Annotated in this window: 14 protein-coding genes, 1 tRNA gene and 1 pseudogene; 11 read left to right on the plus strand and 5 right to left on the minus strand. The window is 70.5% G+C overall.

The genetic code is table 11. From position 1 onward, the window contains the following. The first annotated feature begins 46 nt into the window (after positions 1-46). Positions 47-1,057 carry a GNAT family N-acetyltransferase gene (locus tag ACGFNV_RS14210; RefSeq protein ID WP_393622256.1) on the plus strand — a complete coding sequence of 337 codons (1,011 nt, stop codon included), beginning with the start codon at positions 47-49 and terminating at the stop codon, positions 1,055-1,057. Here the strand turns inward: ACGFNV_RS14210 and ACGFNV_RS14215 are convergent. Beyond that, complete coding sequence (locus tag ACGFNV_RS14215; protein WP_393622257.1) at positions 1,054-2,469, minus strand: M1 family metallopeptidase; 1,416 nt, start codon at positions 2,467-2,469, stop codon at positions 1,054-1,056. The two genes, ACGFNV_RS14210 and ACGFNV_RS14215, sit on opposite strands and share 4 nt — an antisense overlap. Positions 2,470-2,623: 154 nt before the next feature. Here ACGFNV_RS14215 and ACGFNV_RS14220 point away from each other — a divergent pair, with 154 nt between their 5' ends. Next, complete coding sequence (locus ACGFNV_RS14220) at positions 2,624-3,124, plus strand: hypothetical protein (protein ID WP_393622258.1); 501 nt, start codon at positions 2,624-2,626, stop codon at positions 3,122-3,124. A 46-nt stretch (positions 3,125-3,170) separates the two neighbouring features. Here the strand turns inward: ACGFNV_RS14220 and ACGFNV_RS14225 are convergent, their stop codons facing one another. Next, the gene (locus ACGFNV_RS14225) at positions 3,171-3,848 is read right to left on the minus strand and encodes a pentapeptide repeat-containing protein (protein WP_393622260.1); all 678 of its coding nucleotides are present in this window, start codon (positions 3,846-3,848) and stop codon (positions 3,171-3,173) included. A 98-nt stretch (positions 3,849-3,946) separates the two neighbouring features. Between ACGFNV_RS14225 and ACGFNV_RS14230 the strand changes: the two genes are divergently transcribed. The 3 genes from ACGFNV_RS14230 (at position 3,947) to ACGFNV_RS14240 (ending at position 7,800) form a co-directional block, all read left to right on the plus strand. Then, complete coding sequence (locus ACGFNV_RS14230) at positions 3,947-5,152, plus strand: FAD-dependent oxidoreductase (protein WP_393622262.1); 1,206 nt, start codon at positions 3,947-3,949, stop codon at positions 5,150-5,152. Positions 5,153-5,260: 108 nt separating this feature from the next. Beyond that, positions 5,261-6,241 carry a zinc-binding dehydrogenase gene (locus ACGFNV_RS14235; protein WP_393622264.1) on the plus strand — a complete coding sequence of 327 codons (981 nt, stop codon included), beginning with the start codon at positions 5,261-5,263 and terminating at the stop codon, positions 6,239-6,241. Positions 6,242-6,297: 56 nt separating this feature from the next. After that, positions 6,298-7,800 (plus strand): MFS transporter, encoded by a 1,503-nt coding sequence (locus ACGFNV_RS14240; protein WP_393622266.1) that lies wholly within the window; start codon positions 6,298-6,300, stop codon positions 7,798-7,800. Between the two features lie 21 nt (positions 7,801-7,821). Here ACGFNV_RS14240 and ACGFNV_RS14245 read toward each other — a convergent pair whose 3' ends face one another. After that, positions 7,822-8,301, minus strand: coding sequence for a GNAT family N-acetyltransferase (locus tag ACGFNV_RS14245; RefSeq protein ID WP_393622268.1), 480 nt, complete (start codon positions 8,299-8,301; stop codon positions 7,822-7,824). Between the two features lie 9 nt (positions 8,302-8,310). Continuing rightward, on the minus strand, positions 8,311-9,231 hold the full coding sequence (locus ACGFNV_RS14250; protein WP_393622269.1) for an aminoglycoside phosphotransferase family protein: 921 nt from the start codon (positions 9,229-9,231) through the stop codon (positions 8,311-8,313). Between ACGFNV_RS14250 and ACGFNV_RS14255 the strand changes: the two genes are divergently transcribed. The 4 genes and pseudogenes from ACGFNV_RS14255 to ACGFNV_RS14270 all read left to right on the plus strand — a co-directional run bounded on the left by ACGFNV_RS14255 (position 9,230) and on the right by ACGFNV_RS14270 (position 11,817). After that, positions 9,230-9,895: a rhomboid-like protein gene (locus ACGFNV_RS14255; protein ID WP_393622271.1), complete on the plus strand. Its 666-nt coding sequence runs from the start codon at positions 9,230-9,232 to the stop codon at positions 9,893-9,895. The two genes, ACGFNV_RS14250 and ACGFNV_RS14255, sit on opposite strands and share 2 nt — an antisense overlap. Before the next feature lie 107 nt (positions 9,896-10,002). Then, positions 10,003-10,539, plus strand: a complete 537-nt coding sequence (locus tag ACGFNV_RS14260) for a hypothetical protein (protein ID WP_393622272.1) — start codon at positions 10,003-10,005, stop codon at positions 10,537-10,539. Between the two features lies 1 nt (position 10,540). Then, positions 10,541-10,686 (plus strand): annotated as a pseudogene (locus ACGFNV_RS14265) (FAD-dependent oxidoreductase); the annotation flags it as partial. Between the two features lie 132 nt (positions 10,687-10,818). After that, a complete protein-coding gene (locus ACGFNV_RS14270) occupies positions 10,819-11,817 on the plus strand; it encodes a DUF4037 domain-containing protein (RefSeq protein WP_393622273.1) in 999 nt (332 codons plus the stop codon). Between the two features lie 14 nt (positions 11,818-11,831). Here ACGFNV_RS14270 and ACGFNV_RS14275 read toward each other — a convergent pair. Continuing rightward, positions 11,832-11,905 (minus strand) — tRNA-Thr (locus ACGFNV_RS14275). Between the two features lie 241 nt (positions 11,906-12,146). Between ACGFNV_RS14275 and ACGFNV_RS14280 the strand changes: the two genes are divergently transcribed. Both ACGFNV_RS14280 and ACGFNV_RS14285 read left to right on the plus strand, forming a co-directional pair. Further along, the gene (locus ACGFNV_RS14280) at positions 12,147-13,235 is read left to right on the plus strand and encodes an ABC transporter ATP-binding protein (protein WP_393622275.1); all 1,089 of its coding nucleotides are present in this window, start codon (positions 12,147-12,149) and stop codon (positions 13,233-13,235) included. A 246-nt stretch (positions 13,236-13,481) separates the two neighbouring features. Further along, complete coding sequence (locus ACGFNV_RS14285) at positions 13,482-13,937, plus strand: hypothetical protein (RefSeq protein WP_393622527.1); 456 nt, start codon at positions 13,482-13,484, stop codon at positions 13,935-13,937. The last annotated feature ends 29 nt before the right edge of the window (positions 13,938-13,966 follow it).

Consider the following 13,966-nt stretch of genomic DNA (forward strand, 5'->3'; position numbering starts at 1 on the left):
CGAAAAGCGCCGGGGGCTCCGCCGCGCCCGCGATAGGTTTCCGGGCGTGCTCCTCACCCCCCTCGCCCTTCCCGTCCCGCCCCCTCTGCTCGCCGAGCTCACCGCCCTCTACGCGTCGAACCGCGAGTTCCACGCCCTGAGCGGCGACTTCCCGGACCCGGACGACATCACGCCGGAACAGGTGGCGGCAGCGCTGGAGGGGGAGTCGGCGCATCCGGACGCGGAGGTGCTGCTCGCGCACGACGCGGGACAGCTCGTGGGGATCGCGGTCACGCTCGCCCACCATCCCGACCCGGCCGACCCGGACCCGTGGATCGGCCTGCTGATGGTCGACGCCGGTGCGCGGCGACGCGGACACGGCCGCCGTATCGCGCAGGGCCTGGAGGACCGCTTCCGCGCCACGGGCCGCACCGCGATTCGCCTCGCCGTCCTCGACGTCAACCCAGACGGCCTCGCCTTCTGGACGGCCCTCGGCTACGAGCTCCTCGACCGACGCCCCGACCTCCGACACGGCCGCCATTGCGCGGTCCTGCGCAAACCACTGCGCACCCCGCGCCGCGCGGCCCGCGTCGCCGTGCTCGACCCCGACGGCTCGGTCTTCCTCTTCCGGTACGACAACCCCGAGGTCGGAATCCACTGGGCCCTGCCCGGCGGCGGCCTCGAAGCGGACGAGACCCCACGCGAGGGCGCCCTGCGCGAACTGCGCGAGGAGACCGGCTGGACCGACCTGGAGCCCGGCCCCCTCCTGTGCACCTGGGAACACGACTTCACCCGGTTCGACCTCCCCGTCCGCCAGCACGAGCACATCTACGTCGCCCACGGCCCCCACCGCGAACCGACCGGCCCCGCCGTGGCCGGCCACCCCGACGACGGCATCCTCACCTGGCGCTGGTGGACCCGCCAGGAACTCGTCGCGGAGGCCGAGCCGGTGTGGCCGCCCGGACTGGCCCGACTGCTGGACGAGCTGAACGCGACGGGCACGCATGACGCGGCGGAGCCGCCCCAAAGGCGGACACGACCCAAGGGCCGACGCGGCCTGAGGGCGGACCCGGCCTAAGGGTGGTCCGGCTTGCCCTCGCCGTACAGCCAGTCCTCCCAGATCGCGTCGAAGTCCTTGTCGGGGGCCTTCTTCTCGACGTACGCCGTGAAGTCGTCGGTGTCGGCGTTGCCGTGGCGGTGGTCCGACGTCCAGCCCTGGACGATGTCGTAGAAGGCGTCGTCGCCGACCGTCTGCCGGATCTTGTGGATGACCATGGCGCCACGCCAGTAGACGGGGCTGTCGGAGATGTGCGCGGCGTCGGACGGCTTCGCCGGTGGGAACGCCCAGATCGCCTCGCCGGTCTCCTCGTCGTCGAGGTCGCCCCGGTAGAGCGCGTCGAAGATCTCCTGAGCGCTGTCGCCGCCGTTGTCCTCCTGCCACAGCCACTCCGCGTACTTCGCGAAGCCCTCGTTGAGCCACATGTCCTGCCAGCTCTTCGGCGTGACCGAGTCGCCGAACCACTGGTGGACGAGCTCGTGGACGAGGGTCTCGGTGTCGGGGGCGCCGTGGAAGACGGGCCGGTTCTGGGTCTCCAGGGCGTACCCGGCGTCGTCCTCGCGGTCGACGACCGCGCCGGTGGAGGAGAAGGGGTACGGGCCGAAGTTGTACTCGGCCCACTCCATGATCTCGGGAAGCTTCGCCAGCACCTTGCGGCTCGCGTCGGTCTGCTCGGGGTCGACGGCGGTGTACACCGGCAGACGGTCCTCGCCGACGGTGGTACGGGTGATGTCGTAGTGGCCGATGGCGAGCATGGCGACATAGCTCGCCATCGGCTCGGCGGTGTGCCAGGCGTAGGTCGTACGCCCGCCGGTGGTCCGCTCGCTCCGCAACTCCCCGTTGGAGACGGCCTGCAGGCCCTTCGGCACCGTGACGGCGATGTCGTACGACGCCTTGTCGGAGGGGTGGTGGTTGCCGGGGAACCACGCCATCGACCCGGTCGGCTCCCCGAGCGCCAGCGCGCCGTCGGCGGTCGGCAGCCAGCCCTCCTCCGACTTGTCCGGGTCGGTGATCGTCTCCGGGGTGCCGGAGTAGCGGACCGTCACCCGGAACGTCTCCCCCTCGGCCAGCTCGTCGTGCGGTCGGACGGTCAGCTCCTGCCCGCTACGGCTGACACGGGCGCCCCTGCCCTCCACGGTGACCGTGTCGACGTCCAGGCCCTTGAGGTCGAGGTCGAACGCGGAGAGGTCCTGGGTCGCGCGCGCCGTGATGCCGGCCGTGCCGGTGAGGTGGCGCTCTTCCGGGTCGTAGGCGAGCTTCAGGTCGTAGTGCGTGACGTCGTACCCACCGTTGCCCGCCTTGGGGAAGTACGGGTCGCGGACGCCTGAGCCGCCGGGGCTGCCCTCCACGCCGCCGCCGCTGCACGCGGTCAGGGCCAGGGCCAGCAGGGCCGAGGAGGCCAGAGCGGGGACAAGACGCACGGATCGGGACATGATCCGGATCCTACGGGCGCGGATCATGCCCTTGTGGGCGGAACGTGATCCTCTGGGCAGGAATCGTGGTCCCGGCCCCACTCGGGGACCGTGGTCCCGACCCCATTCGGGGACCGTGGTCCCGGCCCCATCCGGGCGTGACACCATCGTCGTCGTGCTCGACATCGGCTACGCCCTCTCCAACCGCTTCCCCGACCCCCCGCAGACCGACTACCGCCGCGCGGACGTCCACGCCCTGCGCCACGACCTGTTCTGCGGTGACGTCTACCTCGCCGACACCAAGGCGGACCGGGAGTTGTCCACAGCCTGGGGATGGGTGCCGGTGCTCGACTTCGCCTGGGCCCTGTGCGACATCGTCGAACGCCTCGACCGGGACCCCGCCGGCTCCCGCGCCTCCCGCCCCCAGCACGCGGAACTGGACTTCACCGAGTCCACCGACCGCCTCCTCTTCGAGCGCCGCTTCGGCTGGGTCGACATCGAGTCCGACTGGATGCCGGCGGAGGAGCCCCCGCTGACCTTCTCCCACGCCGAACTGCGCCGCGAGGCCCGCGACTTCCTCCACGACCTCGTCGCCGACCTGACCGACCTCCACGACGACCTCGCCGAGAACCCTGCCATCTGGACCCTCCAGGCCCGCTTCCCGAGGATCGCCTAGGTTCCGCCTGCCGCCGAGGGCTCCACCCTGCCCATCGGCGCTCCCCTCAGCCCTCCACCCGAATCCCCATCTCCGCCGCCAGGACCGGTGCCAGATCCAGCAGTTGCGACGGGCTGATCACCGCCCCCGCCAGGCGGCCCACGCCCCGGGCGACCTCCAGCGAAGCCGCCCTCCGCAGGTCCACGTCCGTCAGCGTCGCCGCGCTGAAGTCCGCCGCCTTGAGAGTGCAGTCGACGAACTCGACGCGTTCCAGACGGGCTCCCCCGAAGTCCGGCTCGACCAGCACGCAGCTCTCGAAGACGACATCGCGGAGCCTGGCTCTTCGCAGGTTGAGATAGTCGATCTTGCCGCCGCGCACCAGCACCCGCTCCAGAACGGCACCGTGCACCTGCGTCCCGCCCAGCCGGGCGTCGAGCAGCTCGACATCGCGCAGGGTCGCCTCGGAGAGATCGGTGCCGACACCCCGTATGCCGGACAGGACGGAGTCCAGGACACGGGCATGACGCAGCCGGGTCTCGTCCAGCGCGCACGCGCTCAGCGCACAGTCCATGAACCGCGCACCCGCGCCGTCCTGACCGGACAGGTCCGCCCCACGGAACTCCACGCCGTCATAGTCCCCGTCGGGCTCCAGCCCCCCGCCGTACTCCTCCAGTCGCGGCAACCGCACCTCCGGCCGCCGCGCCCCCTTCGGACCGGTCCCGCCGGCCGCCGCTCGCCTCACCATGCCCCCATGCTGCACCCCACCACTGACAATCCACCTGACCTGCGAATACACCATCCGGCAAGACCCGGGTGTCACATTTCGAGGCTCCCAGCAGTCGTATGCACAGAAAGGCGACCCCGACGACCAGAGGGAGACCCCCAGCCATGCACCGCATCACCGTCATCGGCGGCGGCTTCGCCGGACTCACCGCGGCCATCACCGCCGCCGAGGCGGGCGCCAAGGTCACCATCCACGAAGCCCACCACACCCTCGGCGGACGAGCACGCACCGCCGAGGGCCCGTACCGCACGAACGACGGCCCGCACGCCCTCTACAACGGCGGCCCCCACTGGGCCTGGCTCAGGCAGCGCGACCTCATCGGCCCGCTCGCACCGCTCCCGCCCCTGGAAGCCGCCCGGCTACGACTGCGCCACAAGGGCGTCCTGCGCCGCACCCCGCCCTTCGCGATGCTGAAGCTCCTGCGCCACACCGCCCAGCAGGCCCCCGTGGACGTCGACTTCATGACCTGGGCCACCCGCCGGGCCGGCGAGGAGGGCGCCCGCGCCGCCGCCCACTACTCCGCCGTCGCCCTCTTCCACCACGACCCCGGCGCCCTGTCCGCCGCGTTCGTGCAGGAACGCCTGCGTCGTGCCACCAAACTCCCGCCCGAGGCGCACTACCCGCGCGGCGGCTGGGCGACCATGATCGACCGGATGGCCTCCCGCGCCTGGAACCTCGGCGTACGCATCGAGACCCTCTCCCGCGTCGACACCCTCCCCACCGACACGCCCGTCGTCGTCGCCACCTCCCTCGCCGCCGCCCGCCGCCTCCTCGGGGACGACTCCCTGACCTGGCCGAGCGGCCGTACCGCCCTCGTCGACCTCGCCCTGCGCACCCGGCGCGGCGACGCCTTCGCCGTGTCCGACCTGGACCGGACCGGCTGGCTCGAACGCTTCACCGCCCAGGACCGCTCCCTCGCCCCCGCCGGCGAACAGCTCGTCCAGGGGCAGATCCCCCTCGCCCCGCACGAGACGAAGGCCGACGGCGTCGCCCGTGCCGAGCAACTCCTCGACCTGGCCTTCGACGGCTGGCAGGTCCGGGTCACCTGGCGCCGCGCGGCCGTCGCCGACGGCCGCACCGGCGCGGTCGACCTGCCCGGCACCAGCTGGCGCGACCGTCCGGCCGTGGACCGCGGCGACGGCGTCTACCTCGTCGGCGACCAGGTCGCCGCTCCCGGCGTGCTCTCCGAGGTGTCGTTCAACAGCGCGCTCACGGCCGTGTCCCTGGCACTGGGTCGGCACGCCCTTGACCTCAAGCAAGCTTGAGGTTGAAGAGTGAGGGCTCGACAAGAGGTCCGCGAACGGACCAGACATCCGCCGACGGACCAGACATCCGCCGACGGACGAGAGATCCACGACCCGGGGGAGCCCCACATGCGCGCCATCCGCCTGCACGCCTTCGGCCCGGCCGAGAACCTCACCCACGAGGAGGTCGAGGCCCCGCGGCCGGGCCCGGGCCAGGTCCGTATCGCCGTCGAAGCGGCCGGAGTCCACCTCCTGGACACCGCCGTACGCGAAGGCGTCCAGGGCCCCCTGCCCGAGCTGCCCGCCCTCCCCACCATCCCGGGCCGCGAGGTCGCCGGCACCGTCGAATCCCTCGGTGAGGGCGTCGCCGCGCTCTGGCTCGGCAAGCGCGTCGTCGCCCACCTCGGCTTCGCCCCCGGCGGCTACGCCGAACTGGCCGTCACCGACGTCGACCGCGTCCACGAGACCCCCGCCAACCTCGACGCCGCCCAAGCCGTCGCCATGATCGGCACCGGCCGCACCACGATGGGAATCCTCCAGTTCGCCCGGCTCGGCCCCGACTCGGTGGCCCTCGTCCCGGCAGCCGCGGGCGGCATCGGCACCCTCCTCGTGCAGTACGCGAAGAACGCCGGCGCCACCGTCATCGGCCTCGCCGGAGGCCCCGAGAAGGTCGCCCACGTCCAGGCGAACGGCGCCGATCTCGCCGTCGACTACAACGACCCCACCTGGCCCGAAAAGGTCCGCGCCCACCTCGGCGGCAGGCACGCCACCGTCGTCTTCGACGGCGTCGGCGGCGACATCACCCCCCAGGCCCTCGCCTTCCTCGGCCCCGGCGGACAGCACCTCGTCTTCGGCTGGTCCGCTCAAGGCCGCCAGGACACCACCCGCCACTTCGTGGAAGGCGTCTCCGAGCAGGTCCTCGGCCCCGTGATGATGCGCAAGGCGGGCGGCCCCAGCCCCGTACGCACCCTCGAACTACGCGCCCTCACCGAAGCCGCCGCCGGCCGCCTCACCCCCGCCGTGCACCGCTTCCCCCTCGCCGAGGCAGCCGCCGCGCACCGGGCCCTGCAGACCCGCGCGACGATCGGAAAGGTGGTACTGGAGCCATGACCAGGCACAAGAAATCCGGGGATGCGATACGCCCCGATTCATGGTCTTCTGGCCGAATGACTGTCGCCCGATCAGGTGAACCCGGCCAGGCGACCGACACCGACCCCCGCCGCTGGTGGGGCCTGGTCGTCATCGCCCTCGCCCAACTCATGGTCGTCCTCGACGCGACCATCGTGAACATCGCCCTCCCCTCCGCCCAGGCCGACCTCGGCATGTCCGACGGCAACCGCCAATGGGTGATCACCGCCTACACCCTCGCCTTCGGCGGCCTGCTCCTCCTCGGCGGACGCATCGCCGACCTCGCCGGCCGCAAACGCACCTTCATCATCGGCCTCATCGGCTTCGCCGCCGCCTCCGCACTCGGCGGCGCCGCCACCACCGACGGCATGCTCTTCGGCGCCCGCGCCCTCCAAGGCGTCTTCGCGGCCCTCCTCGCCCCCTCCGCCCTCAGCCTCCTCACCACCACCTTCACCGATCCCAAGGAACGCGGCAAAGCCTTCGGCATCTACGGCGCCCTCGCCGGCAGCGGCGCCGCGATCGGCTTCATCGTTGGCGGCCTGCTCACCGAATACCTCGGCTGGCGCTGGTGCCTCTACGTCAACGTCCCCATCGCCATCGCCGCCGTCCTCGGCGCCTACGCCCTCCTCCACGACCGCCCCGGCCACCCCGGCGCCCGCCTCGACGTCCCCGGCGCCCTCCTCGGCTGCGGCGGACTCGTCGCCATCGTCTACGGCTTCAGCGAAGCCGAACCCCGAGGCTGGACCGACCCCCTCGTCCTCGGCCTCCTCGCCGCCGGAGTCGCGCTCCTCACCACCTTCGTCTGGTGGCAGAGCAAGACACCCACGCCCCTGCTCCCCCTGCACATCATCAAGGACCGCAACCGCGCCGGCTGCTTCCTCACCATGGCCCTCGCCGTCATCGGCCTGTTCGGCCTGTTCCTCTTCATGACCTACTACCTCCAGGTCATCCTCGCCTACTCCCCCGTCAAAACGGGCCTCGCCTTCCTCCCCCTCACCGTCGCCATCATCATCGGCTCCACCCAGATCTCCGCCCGCCTCCTGCCGCACGTCGCCCCCCGCATGCTCATGGTCCCGGGCATGATCCTCGCCGCCGGCGGCATGCTCATCCTCACCCGCATGACCGTCACCTCCTCCTACACCACCGAGATCCTCCCCGCCCTCCTCCTCATGGGCCTCGGCATGGGCCTCACCTTCATGCCCGTCTTCTCCACCGCCACAGCAGGAGTCGCCCCCCAGGACTCCGGCGTCACCTCCGCCACCGTCAACACCTCCCAACAAGTCGGCGGCTCCATCGGCACAGCCCTCCTCAACACCATCGCCACCACCAGCAGCGCCACCTACATCACCAGCCACCTCACCAACCCCACCCAACGGGCCCTCATCACCCGCGAAGGCATCGTCCACGGCTACACCGTCGCCATCACCTGGGCCGCCGCCATCATGCTTCTCGCCGGCCTCATCGCGGGCCTCATGGTCACCACGAAGCCACCGGAACACGGAGCACCGACGGAGCCGGCGGTACCGGAGTCAGTGGCCTGAGCAAGGGCAGACCCCCTCTACCTACGCACGCGCTCCCAGCCTCGCCAACGCCCCGTCCGTCAACCGGTACACCGTCCACTCGTCCTGCGGACGCGCCCCCAGAGCCTCGTAGAAATCGATCGCCGGCCGGTTCCAGTTCAGGACGGACCACTCCAGGCGCTCGTAACCGCGCCGCACACATATGCGGGCCAGTTCCGTCAGGAGCGCCTTGCCGTGGCCGCCGCCGCGGGCCTCGGGGCGGACGTAGAGGTCTTCTAGGTAGATGCCGTGGACACCGCGCCAGGTCGAGAAGTTCAGGAACCACAGGGCGAAACCGACCGCCTCGCCGGTGGAGTCGTCGACGGCGATGTGGGCGTAGGCGGCGGGGCGGTCCCCGAAGAGCGCCTCGTGGAGCTGCTCCGGGGTCGCCCTCGCCTCGTGGGAGGCCTTCTCGTAGTCGGCCAGCTCGCGGACGAGGGTGTGGATGGTGGGGACGTCGGCGGGGGTCGCGGTGCGGATCATGCCCGGAGACTAGCCGCGCCGCAGACAGCGGGCGATCACGAGTTGTTCCTCGTCCAGTTCGCGGCCGTCCTCGATGTCCCAGAGGCAGTTCTGCAGCAGTCGGCCGAGCGTCCAGGCCCGGGCGCGTTCGCGGTCCAGGGCGAGTACGTCGGTCATGGCGTCGAAGCGCCAGAGGACGTCGTCGGCGTCGAAGCGGTTGGCGAGGGCGGGCCACAGTTCGAAGCCCGGGTCGCCGGCGAGGGGCTTGGGGTCGATGGCGAGCCAGGGGGCGCGGTCGGAGGCGAGAACGTTCTCGTCGTGGAGGTCCCAGTGCAGGAGACGGTCGCCGGGTTCGTGGACGACCTCGCGTACGGCGGCCGCGCAGTCGGCGATCAGGCCTCGGGCGTCCGGGTCGGGGACGCGTTCGAGGGCCAAGGGCGTCTGCTCCAGCATCGCCTGAGCGATGTCGCCGAGGCGGCGCATGCCCGGTGGGGCCGGGAACGACGTCAGGTGGGCCAGGAGGCGGGCGATGACGAGGACGCTCTCGTGGACGTCCGGCTCGTGAGCGAGCATGCGGGTCGGGTCGAGGCGTTCGAGGAGCATCGTGCCGGTCGGCTCGTCGTGCCGCAGCAGTCGCACCGCCCCGTCGCCGTCCCACTCGCGCAGCGCGACCGGTTCCCCCTCGCTCTCCTCGTCGCGGAGCTGCAGCTTGAGCACGGCCCGGCTGCCGTCGGCGGCGGAGACGACCGGCAGGACCAGCGCGGACACACCGTGCATGGCGGGGCCGTCGAGCCGCAGCTCCCAGCTGTCGAGGAAGCCGGCCGCCAGTTCCGGAAGTCCCGCTATGAACGCGCGTCCCGCCTCGCCGTTGTACTTCTCCTGCGCCTTCGCCAGCCCGCCCGGAATGTCGATCACGGGCGGGACGATACTGGCGTGCGTGAATCGGCTCATGCGAATTTCCGCGGGCCTGTACCGGGTCGTGGCGTACGTCCGCGGTGCCCCCGGAACGTACGTGTGGCTGGGAATGCTGTTCGTGACCACGGTGGCCGTGCACCACATGTCGCCGGAGTTCGAGCACGAGTTCCTGCGGGAGCGGTCGACGAACATCAGCGGGCTGTCGCAGAACCCGTTACGGGTGCTGTTCGCCAGCGCGATGCTGATCGACGGCGGGTTCTGGCTGCCGTACGTCGTGCTCTACAGCCTCTTCCACGCACCGGCCGAACGCTGGCTGGGAACGGTGCGCTGGCTGGTGGTGTGCCTGGCCGCGCACATCCTCGCCACGCTGATCAGCGAGGGCGCCGTGCTGCTGGCTATCTGGGAGGGCCGGGCCCCGTTCTCGTCGGTCGACGCCCTCGACATCGGGGTCAGCTACGCGCTCGCCGGAGTCGTAGGCATTCTGACGTACCGCATCGCGATGCCCTGGCGCCTGGGTTATCTCGCGGTGCTGCTCGCGGTGTACGGGATACCACTGGCCGTGAGCGGGACCTTCACCGACTTCGGACACTTCATCTCCGTGCTGATCGGTCTCGCCTGTCATCCGCTGACGCGGGGCCGTGGAGAACCATGGAATCCGAAGGAGACACTGCGCACGTTCAGGGGTGGCGTCCGCCCATGAACAGCGCGGCGAGCGGGGTCGTCAACGGCCGCCGGTGAACTGCCGGGTGCCGCTGGGCAGCGATATCCAGTATTCGCAGAACACGCGCACGTGGAACCCTCTCCCTCATGAGCGAGACGACCCCCTACGACGATGACCGAGCCGCATACTCCCGCCAAGGACTGGCCCGTCTCGTGCTCTCCGACCACGCCAGGGACGTCGCTGACAGCGCCTCCGGGCTGGTGGGCACCCGTCACGATGCCGACACCGGACTCGCCGGCCGTGTCAGCCAAGCCCAGCAACTCATCGAACTGGCCGAACAGACCCTGGCCTCGGCCGTCATCCACGAAGTAGAACGCGGCAGCTCCTGGGCTCAGGTCGCGGCCTACCTCGGAATCAGCGCCGACGAAGCCCGCGAGCGATACACCCCTGCCCTCCAAAAGTGGAACACCGCATTCAAGGAGCCCTACAAACTGGACGAGACGGGTCGCAAGCGCATCCCGCAGCTGCCCACCGCGGCATACGACCCCGCCTGGGCATGCACCCAGCTCGACCGCTGGGCCTTCCGCCAGGGCATCGGAATCAACGACGAACAGGCCGTCAGCGCCGGCATCGTCATGGCCGGCACCGCAGACGGGCAGAACCTGGCAGCTGAGGAGAACTGAACAATGGGAACCCGAGCCGCTGCGCTGGCTCGGCGTCCACGGCCTGTGCGCCACCTACCGCACGGCGGACCGCCGGGAACGCCTGACACACAGCGCGGGTCGTCGCGACTGGCGCGGGTGGCGGATCGAGTGGCGGGGCGCCACTGAAGCACAGGCAGGTACAGGTAAGTACAGGTAAGTACAGGCAGGTACAGGCAGGTACAGGCAGCCGCAGGCAAGGCACCCGCGCACCTGGAAAACCCGTCGCCGCTCCGGGGCACTCTCCAGCACCCTCCCCTCATGCCCTTCACCCCCGGCCTCGAACTCTCCCGCCGCTTCTACCTGGAAGCCGTACGCCCCCTCCTCGACCAGGCCCTCCCCCACACCCCCCACTCCGCCGCCCGCCTCGGCCCCGGCTCCGAAGTCCTCGGCTACGACACACCCCGCTCCGCCGACCACGAATGGGGCCCACGTCTCCAGCTCTATTTCCACCCGGCCGACGCCCGCGAGCACGCGGCCCGGCTGAGCATCGTCCTCTCCGAACGCCTCCCGAAGACCTTCCTCGGCCACCCGACCCACTTCGCCGCGACGGGCGAGGACCCGGGCAAGGACATCCGCGTCATGACGGCCACCGACGGCCCGGTCCACCACCGCGTCGAGATCACCGACGTGACCTCATGGTTCACGGCGCAGCTCGGCTTCGACCCGACGGCCGAGATCACCGCGGAGCACTGGCTCACCACTCCCACCCAACGCCTGGCCGAACTCACCTCGGGCGCGGTCTTCCACGACGGCCTGGGCTCACTCACCCCGCTACGAGCCACCCTCCGCTGGTACCCGCACGACGTCTGGGTCGAGGTCCTCGCCCGCCACTGGCAGCGCGTCTCCGACGAGGAGGCCTTCGTCGGCCGCTGCGGCGAGGTCGGCGACGAACTGGGCTCGGCCGTGGTCGCCGCCCGCCTGGCCCGGGACCTGATGCGGCTGTGCCTGCTGATGGACCGGCACTATCCGCCGTACAGCAAGTGGCTGGGCACAGCCTTCTCCCGGACGGCGACGGGGCGCCGCCTCACTCCGGTGCTGACGGCGGCCCTGGCGGCGACGGACTGGCGGACACGCGAACAACACCTCGCGGAGGCGTACGAGGCGGTGGGCGCCCTGCACAACCAGCTCGGGCTGACGGCCCGGGTCGACCCGACGACGCGGCCGTATCACAGCCGACCGTTTCGGGTGCTGCGGGCGGAGCGGTTTGCGGAGGCATTGCTCGCGGAAAAACAAAAGCCCAGGTCAGACAACATCTGACCTGGACTTCACGGAGCCCCCTGTCGGATTCGAACCGACGACCTACGCATTACAAGTGCGTTGCTCTGGCCAGCTGAGCTAAGGAGGCCTGCACGCGCGCCGCACGCACGTGCTCGTGCAGTGTACCCAGGTCGCGAGGGCGCTCTGTCGAAAATTTCCGCGAAGTTCACAGGCTTCCGGGTACTGACAGATCAGCCGATCGCCAGGTACCGTCCTGACCCAGTTCACGCGTGTGGACTACACCACGGCGGGCTGTCCGCCGAGGCTCACCACCTTCCTACAACGGATCGTCCGGCACGTTCCTGCCGGTAGAAGGGGGCCCATTCACCATGGCCACTGTCTCGTTCGACAAGGCGACCCGGGTCTACCCGGGTTCCACGAAGCCCGCCGTAGACGCGCTCGACATCGAGATCGAGGACGGGGAGTTCCTCGTTCTGGTCGGCCCGTCCGGCTGCGGTAAGTCGACCTCGCTCCGCATGCTCGCCGGGCTCGAGGACGTGAACGCCGGCGCCATCCGTATCGGTGACCGTGACGTCACGCACCTGCCGCCGAAGGACCGGGACATCGCCATGGTGTTCCAGAACTACGCGCTGTACCCGCACATGACGGTCGCCGACAACATGGGCTTCGCGCTCAAGATCGCCGGCGTCAACAAGGCGGAGATCCGGCAGAAGGTCGAGGAGGCCGCGAAGATCCTCGACCTGACCGAGTACCTGGACCGCAAGCCGAAGGCGCTCTCCGGTGGTCAGCGTCAGCGTGTCGCCATGGGTCGCGCGATCGTGCGTGAGCCGCAGGTGTTCCTCATGGACGAGCCGCTGTCCAACCTGGACGCCAAGCTCCGTGTGTCGACGCGTACGCAGATCGCGAGCCTGCAGCGCCGTCTCGGCATCACCACCGTCTACGTCACCCACGACCAGGTCGAGGCCATGACGATGGGCGACCGTGTGGCGGTCCTCAAGGACGGTCTGCTGCAGCAGATCGACACCCCGCGCAACATGTACGACAGGCCCGCGAACCTCTTCGTCGCCGGCTTCATCGGTTCCCCGGCGATGAACCTGGTCGAGGTGCCGATCACCGACGGTGGTGTGAAGTTCGGCAAGTCGGTCGTGCCGGTCCAGCGTGACGCGATCAACGCGGCCACGGACAAGACCGTGACCGTGGGTGTCCGCCCCGAGCACTTCGACGTGGCCGGCGCCGACGCCGAGCTGGGTCTTCCGATCACGGTGAACGTGGTCGAGGAGCTGGGTGCCGACGCGTACGTCTACGGCACGGCCAAGGTCGGCGACGACTCCAAGGACCTCGTCGTCCGTGTCAGCGGCCGTGACGTGCCGGAGAAGGGCAGCACCCTGCACGTCGTGCCGCGCGCGGGTGAGACGCACGTGTTCTCGACGTCGACGGGCGCGCGTCTCTCCGACTGACGCGACACGCTTCGAGCGGTACGACCCCGGGTGATTCACCCAGGCTGACGGAAAGAGCCCCGCAGGCTGCTGCGGGGCTCTTCTCGTGTGCGGCTCTTCGCGGACAAATACCCCGGCGAACCGGTCATTTCGAGCGGTGTGCGTCAACCCCGTACCCGAAAAGAGGGACGCCCTCATCACCCGTACCGGTGACGGAATGTCTTCGAAACACTACCGGGCGCTACCCTCACACGCGTGAAGCACTCCGTGAAGCACTCCACCACTCAGCTGCCGCGACGCGGCCGGGGCCCCGCCCGTCGGATCGGCCGCTCCCTCGCCCTCGTCCTGCCCGTCGTCCTGGTGCTCTCGGGGACCCTCGCGGTCACCCGGGTCAACTGGTCGGGTAACCCCTCGGATTCGGTGCTCACCGCCTCCGACGTCTCCGACCGGGGCCACACCTCCCGTTCCGCCCCGCGCGCCCCTGAGGACGTGCTGCGGGACCAGCTCCTGACGGAGTTGCAGGAGAAGGACCCGGGTGTCGCTCTGACCCACCTCCAGGAGGCGGTGAACGAGCGTCCGTCGTTGGCGGAGCACTGTGTCTCCATCGCCCGTGCTCTCGGCCGGGCCGCGGTCCGCGTGTACGGGCCGACGCGGGCGCAGTCGTTCGCCCGGCCGGTCTGTGACACGTCCTTCGCCACGGGGGTGGCGGCGGCGCACGTCTGAGCAGGAGTACAGCGCAGTCCCGGGCGGGG

The organism is Streptomyces sp. NPDC048751, assembly GCF_043198595.1.
Classification (GTDB): Bacteria; Actinomycetota; Actinomycetes; order Streptomycetales; family Streptomycetaceae; genus Streptomyces.

Bases quoted from the DNA above. Each gene is read 5' to 3' on its own strand.
- ACGFNV_RS14215 (WP_393622257.1), bottom strand. From the start codon at position 2,469: ATGTCCCGATCCGTGCGTCTTGTCCCCGCTCTGGCCTCCTCGGCCCTG.
- ACGFNV_RS14225 (WP_393622260.1), bottom strand. From the start codon at position 3,848: ATGGTGAGGCGAGCGGCGGCCGGCGGGACCGGTCCGAAGGGGGCGCGG.
- ACGFNV_RS14230 (WP_393622262.1), top strand. From the start codon at position 3,947: ATGCACAGAAAGGCGACCCCGACGACCAGAGGGAGACCCCCAGCCATG.
- ACGFNV_RS14235 (WP_393622264.1), top strand. From the start codon at position 5,261: ATGCGCGCCATCCGCCTGCACGCCTTCGGCCCGGCCGAGAACCTCACC.
- ACGFNV_RS14240 (WP_393622266.1), top strand. From the start codon at position 6,298: ATGACTGTCGCCCGATCAGGTGAACCCGGCCAGGCGACCGACACCGAC.
- ACGFNV_RS14245 (WP_393622268.1), bottom strand. From the start codon at position 8,301: ATGATCCGCACCGCGACCCCCGCCGACGTCCCCACCATCCACACCCTC.
- ACGFNV_RS14255 (WP_393622271.1), top strand. From the start codon at position 9,230: ATGCGAATTTCCGCGGGCCTGTACCGGGTCGTGGCGTACGTCCGCGGT.
- ACGFNV_RS14250 (WP_393622269.1), bottom strand. From the start codon at position 9,231: ATGAGCCGATTCACGCACGCCAGTATCGTCCCGCCCGTGATCGACATT.
- ACGFNV_RS14260 (WP_393622272.1), top strand. From the start codon at position 10,003: ATGAGCGAGACGACCCCCTACGACGATGACCGAGCCGCATACTCCCGC.
- ACGFNV_RS14270 (WP_393622273.1), top strand. From the start codon at position 10,819: ATGCCCTTCACCCCCGGCCTCGAACTCTCCCGCCGCTTCTACCTGGAA.
- ACGFNV_RS14280 (WP_393622275.1), top strand. From the start codon at position 12,147: ATGGCCACTGTCTCGTTCGACAAGGCGACCCGGGTCTACCCGGGTTCC.